Genomic DNA, 3,881 nt, shown 5'->3' with positions numbered 1-3,881 from the left:
TCTAATTGGAAATTTCTTATATTTAAGAGATTAATACACAAAATTTTAAGCTATGGCTATCAAAAGTTATCAAGGAAGGCAGGCGGCTCCCGAAAAACCGGAAGGTACGCCAATGCTGGTAAAAGATTATATGACTACAGACCTGATCACCTTTAGGGAAACCGATAATATTATGGATGTGGCGGAAAAACTTCTCCAACATAGAATTTCCGGGGGTTGTGTGGTAGATGAAAAAAACAACTTGATAGGAATGATCTCTGAAGGAGACTGTATGAAGCACGTTTCAGACAGCCAGTATTATAATATGCCTCTGGAAGATACTACCGTTGGAAAACGTATGAACTGCAATGTGGAAACCATTGATGGGGATATGAACGTAATTGATGCCGCCAAAAAATTCATCGAAAAGCGTTACAGAAGATTCCCAATCGTAGAAAATGGGAAGCTGGTTGGGCAAATTAGCCAGAGCGATGTTTTGCGTGTTGCCACTAAGCAAAAAAGTAACAACTGGCACGATAAAACTTAATTTCTCTTTACAAGGGCGTATATCCCGTTATCCAGCGGAAGGTAACCCTGGTCATACACAAAAAAATAAACCTTGCCGCTTTTGGTGGTGTAAATACTTGTGATATAATCGAAGTTAAAACCTTTGGATAATAACCGGTTTTTAGTGGTGGTGGTCTTTTCGCTGGGATTGCACTCTTCTAAAATCCGGTAATTCTTTCGAAGGCGGTTGTTTACGTTTCTCACCAGATTTTTCCTGTCTTTGTTCAGGTTGTTGTGGTATGCATTACGGCAATAATCGCTGCAGAATTTCTTATCTACACGGCCCACAATTTTTTCTCCACATTCCAGACAGGATTTTTGCATTTTTTAATATTTTCACAATAAATATAATAAAAACCTATTTATAGTGGTATATCGAAACGAAATTAAAAAGTTTTGAGCCTATTATCTGGTTTTTCGCATTTCAGCTTGTCGCATTGGCATACTATCTATAGTATTAAACAATTTCTTGAGAGAAATAATTTCTGATTGGTCGAGTTTTATCCCACCGTCCAAGCCCAATAGCAATACCTGAAAACCGGAAGCATTTGTTTTATATTTCTGGTAAAGCACGGAATCGTTTTCCCAGGTTTCGGACTCTAATCCTTTGGAAAATTTCCCGGGTAAGATTTTATAGATAATTAGTTTACGCTCTTTTAAACCATCCTGATCTTTCTGAAGTTCGGCTAATTGTTTTTGAAAGCTTTGATTTTCTTTATCTTCAGCAATTATCAAAACCAGACGGTTTTTCCATTGAAAGTCTTTTATATCCTGAGCGTTCACAGCCATAGATGAGAGAATTAGCAACAGAAATATTGTTAAGGCAAATCGCATCTTCTAAAATATGAAAAATAAATAATTATTTCATTTTCAATACTTCGGCGCGAGCCATAAAGGATTCCTGTAATCTTTCAATTTTAGAATTAGGCTCTCTGGCAAATACAAGATATTGACATTTTGAAATATGCTGAGGTATTCTAATCAGATCGTTGAAAATACCTGTATTAGTAATGAATTCAGCATCTTCTACAATTAGCAATTTTAGCTGACTCACATTAATTCCCGTAATGGAAAAAAGCTTGAATAGTTTTTTTGGCGTTGCAATCACAATATCTACCCCTTCGTAAATTGAGACTTTCTGGACTTCTATATCGGGTTCGTCATAGGCACTGAAAATCCGGAGATCCATATACCTCGTGAATTTTTTAAATTCCTTTTCAAGTTCCATCGCCGCCGCCTTGTCTTTCACATAGATCAAAGCCCGGGGAGCATCTTCAAAGGCGGCACTTTCCAGTTTCTGAATTGTGCTAATTACGAGCGCAGTGGTTTTTCCCGAATTTTCCGGAGCGAAAATGTAAAGATCCCTTCCGCTTTTTATTTTTGGCAATATTTTCTTCTGAAAAGGCAAAGGCTCTTCAATCCCCAATCTTTCAAGGGCTTCTTTTAAGGGAGGATTCAGTTTTTTAAAGGACATTATATTCTAATTTAGGCTGATATTCATTCAAATTCTGATGAAAACAGAGATCCTGCAAGATAACCTGCACGATTTTGACTCTGCCACATTTTCCCTTTAAATTTGATTAAATCTGAATATCATTGCCGGGAAGACTTTTCTCTATTTTATAAATTAAATTCTTCCATCTGAAGCCGGTAATCATATTGCAGGTCTACGTGAAGTTTCTCCAATTTAGAATTGATAAGCTGAAGCTGGCGCTCGTAAAGATTCTGAAGGGTTTTGTTGCGGTGTATAGGCTTGGGGAAAGATTTCAATTTCGCGCAGAAATAAATAAGAAGCTCCACCTCGGTTTCTGTTTTTCCTGAATAACGAGCGTGTTTTTTTACATCCTTCAGAATTTTTCTTACGCTCTTTTTGATAAAATACCAGGTGCGGGTGTTGATGCCGGCAAATTGCTCGTCTATCTCTTTTTTTACTTCGGAAACGAATTCGGCCTCATTATCAGATTCGAATAACAGATAAGTGAGCAGCTCTTTATTCTCTTTTTTGAATTTTGAAAGCCTCAGGCAAAGCTCCAGGAGTTCGTCCTGAGACCTGAAGGCGAGTTCTTTTTTTAGCTGACTAACACTGGCTGCTTTCATAAGTTTACTGATCGCGGTGAGAAGATAAAAATAGGAATTTTAGTTGCCAATTAAATCTGGCAGTTCTTTTTCTATAGCAAAACCTTTAATTCCTGTTTTGTTTTCCAGGTACTTTTTAATTTCTGAAGGCGAAAGCTTGTAGGTTTGCTTGAGACCTTCAATGATGATCTTTAAATAATGTTCGTTGGGCGCATTGATTTCACTTTCCAGATACTCCTCATTGGTAAAGGTGAAAATGGGATAGCCTTCTTCTTCCCCGAGGTGAATAATTTGCCCATACCAGGAATCGTTTTTCATATCTAAAGATGCTTCTTCGATTACCTTCTCCAGGTTTATATCAAATTCTCCCTCAAATTTTATCTCCTGCTGAACCAAATCAATGAATTGCTGCCGGGTGATGAGATACATACGCCCCTGGGTTTCTATGTTCTCGTTGAAATCTGATTTAATAAAAGCAGCACCACCACCACTCCAGGTCCTGGATATTTTAGCAAAATACATTTCGCGATTAATGATCAGGCCTTTAGTGCGGGTTGGGAAAGTCTTGTTGGTGCATCCCGGGTAAATTCGATGTGCGCCTTTTGGTTGTCCGCCACCTATATAACATCTGAAACGCTCTTCCAACAGGTTGGAGCCGTAAGAGGCATACCAGATTCTTTGTTCTTCTTTTGGCATTTTTTCTTTGCAAGAAAGGTTTTTCTTATAGAAAATAACAATTTTCAAACCCGCGATTGGCAGTTTGAATTAGACCATATGCCTATTCTACGCTAAATTCGAATCGGTCACTGTCCTGATTTGCAAAGTTTGTTTGAATCGAAATCTGATCAAATTCGGTAGTTTCCAGGTAAAAGGTAGGCGGATATTCAGGATACACAGCACCAAGAAAATACGCTCCCTTTTCCTTCAGAACTACTCCAAACTCACTTTGCAATTGCCCATCTACTTCTTCTGTGGTTACAGAGATAACACTTTCAAATACAGCCTTTCCGGTTGTGGAAATAATTTCATCTTCTGAAAGTATGACTGGAGAGGCTTGCGTAAAATTACTTTTGAGAAATAGGTTTAGGCCTAAATAGGCAGTTCCGCTATTTCCGGTCAATTCATTAATATCGAATTGTTCTCCGTTTTTATCTTCCAGCATGTTGGGAATTACGGTTTTCACCCAAAGGGTATCATTTTGATCAAAAACATCGCCGTCGTTCTGAATTTGAATTAATCCGGGAAACTCAAATTCGAAA

The 3,881-nt window shown here is 38.0% G+C and carries 7 protein-coding genes; 1 reads left to right on the top strand and 6 read right to left on the bottom strand.

Annotated features, from left to right (window positions below):
* The first annotated feature begins 52 nt into the window (after positions 1-52).
* Positions 53-526 (top strand): CBS domain-containing protein, encoded by a 474-nt coding sequence (locus ACESK1_RS12500; RefSeq protein ID WP_372920517.1) that lies wholly within the window; start codon positions 53-55, stop codon positions 524-526.
* On the opposite strand, the gene ACESK1_RS12495 is transcribed toward ACESK1_RS12500, so the two are convergent.
* From ACESK1_RS12495 to ACESK1_RS12470, 6 genes are all read right to left on the bottom strand, one after another.
* The gene (locus ACESK1_RS12495; protein ID WP_372920516.1) at positions 523-870 is read right to left on the bottom strand and encodes a hypothetical protein; all 348 of its coding nucleotides are present in this window, start codon (positions 868-870) and stop codon (positions 523-525) included. The two genes, ACESK1_RS12500 and ACESK1_RS12495, sit on opposite strands and share 4 nt — an antisense overlap.
* 81 nt (positions 871-951) lie before the next feature.
* Positions 952-1,335 carry a DUF4174 domain-containing protein gene (locus ACESK1_RS12490; protein ID WP_372920515.1) on the bottom strand — a complete coding sequence of 128 codons (384 nt, stop codon included), beginning with the start codon at positions 1,333-1,335 and terminating at the stop codon, positions 952-954.
* 70 nt (positions 1,336-1,405) lie between these two features.
* The gene (locus ACESK1_RS12485; protein ID WP_372920514.1) at positions 1,406-2,020 is read right to left on the bottom strand and encodes a DEAD/DEAH box helicase; all 615 of its coding nucleotides are present in this window, start codon (positions 2,018-2,020) and stop codon (positions 1,406-1,408) included.
* A gap of 146 nt (positions 2,021-2,166) precedes the next feature.
* On the bottom strand, positions 2,167-2,643 hold the full coding sequence (locus ACESK1_RS12480) for a hypothetical protein (RefSeq protein ID WP_372920513.1): 477 nt from the start codon (positions 2,641-2,643) through the stop codon (positions 2,167-2,169).
* Between the two features lie 39 nt (positions 2,644-2,682).
* The gene (locus ACESK1_RS12475; RefSeq protein ID WP_372920512.1) at positions 2,683-3,318 is read right to left on the bottom strand and encodes a hypothetical protein; all 636 of its coding nucleotides are present in this window, start codon (positions 3,316-3,318) and stop codon (positions 2,683-2,685) included.
* Positions 3,319-3,400: 82 nt separating this feature from the next.
* Positions 3,401-3,881: hypothetical protein (locus ACESK1_RS12470; RefSeq protein WP_372920511.1), on the bottom strand; the 481-nt coding region annotated here is incomplete at its 5' end.

The organism is Salegentibacter sp. (assembly GCF_041642575.1).
GTDB lineage: Bacteria > Bacteroidota > Bacteroidia > Flavobacteriales > Flavobacteriaceae > Salegentibacter.
This window is presented reverse-complemented; position numbering and strand designations above follow the sequence as displayed.

Bases quoted from the DNA above. Each gene is read 5' to 3' on its own strand.
- ACESK1_RS12500 (WP_372920517.1), top strand. From the start codon at position 53: ATGGCTATCAAAAGTTATCAAGGAAGGCAGGCGGCTCCCGAAAAACCG.
- ACESK1_RS12495 (WP_372920516.1), bottom strand. From the start codon at position 870: ATGCAAAAATCCTGTCTGGAATGTGGAGAAAAAATTGTGGGCCGTGTA.
- ACESK1_RS12490 (WP_372920515.1), bottom strand. From the start codon at position 1,335: ATGGCTGTGAACGCTCAGGATATAAAAGACTTTCAATGGAAAAACCGT.
- ACESK1_RS12485 (WP_372920514.1), bottom strand. From the start codon at position 2,020: ATGTCCTTTAAAAAACTGAATCCTCCCTTAAAAGAAGCCCTTGAAAGA.
- ACESK1_RS12480 (WP_372920513.1), bottom strand. From the start codon at position 2,643: ATGAAAGCAGCCAGTGTTAGTCAGCTAAAAAAAGAACTCGCCTTCAGG.
- ACESK1_RS12475 (WP_372920512.1), bottom strand. From the start codon at position 3,318: ATGCCAAAAGAAGAACAAAGAATCTGGTATGCCTCTTACGGCTCCAAC.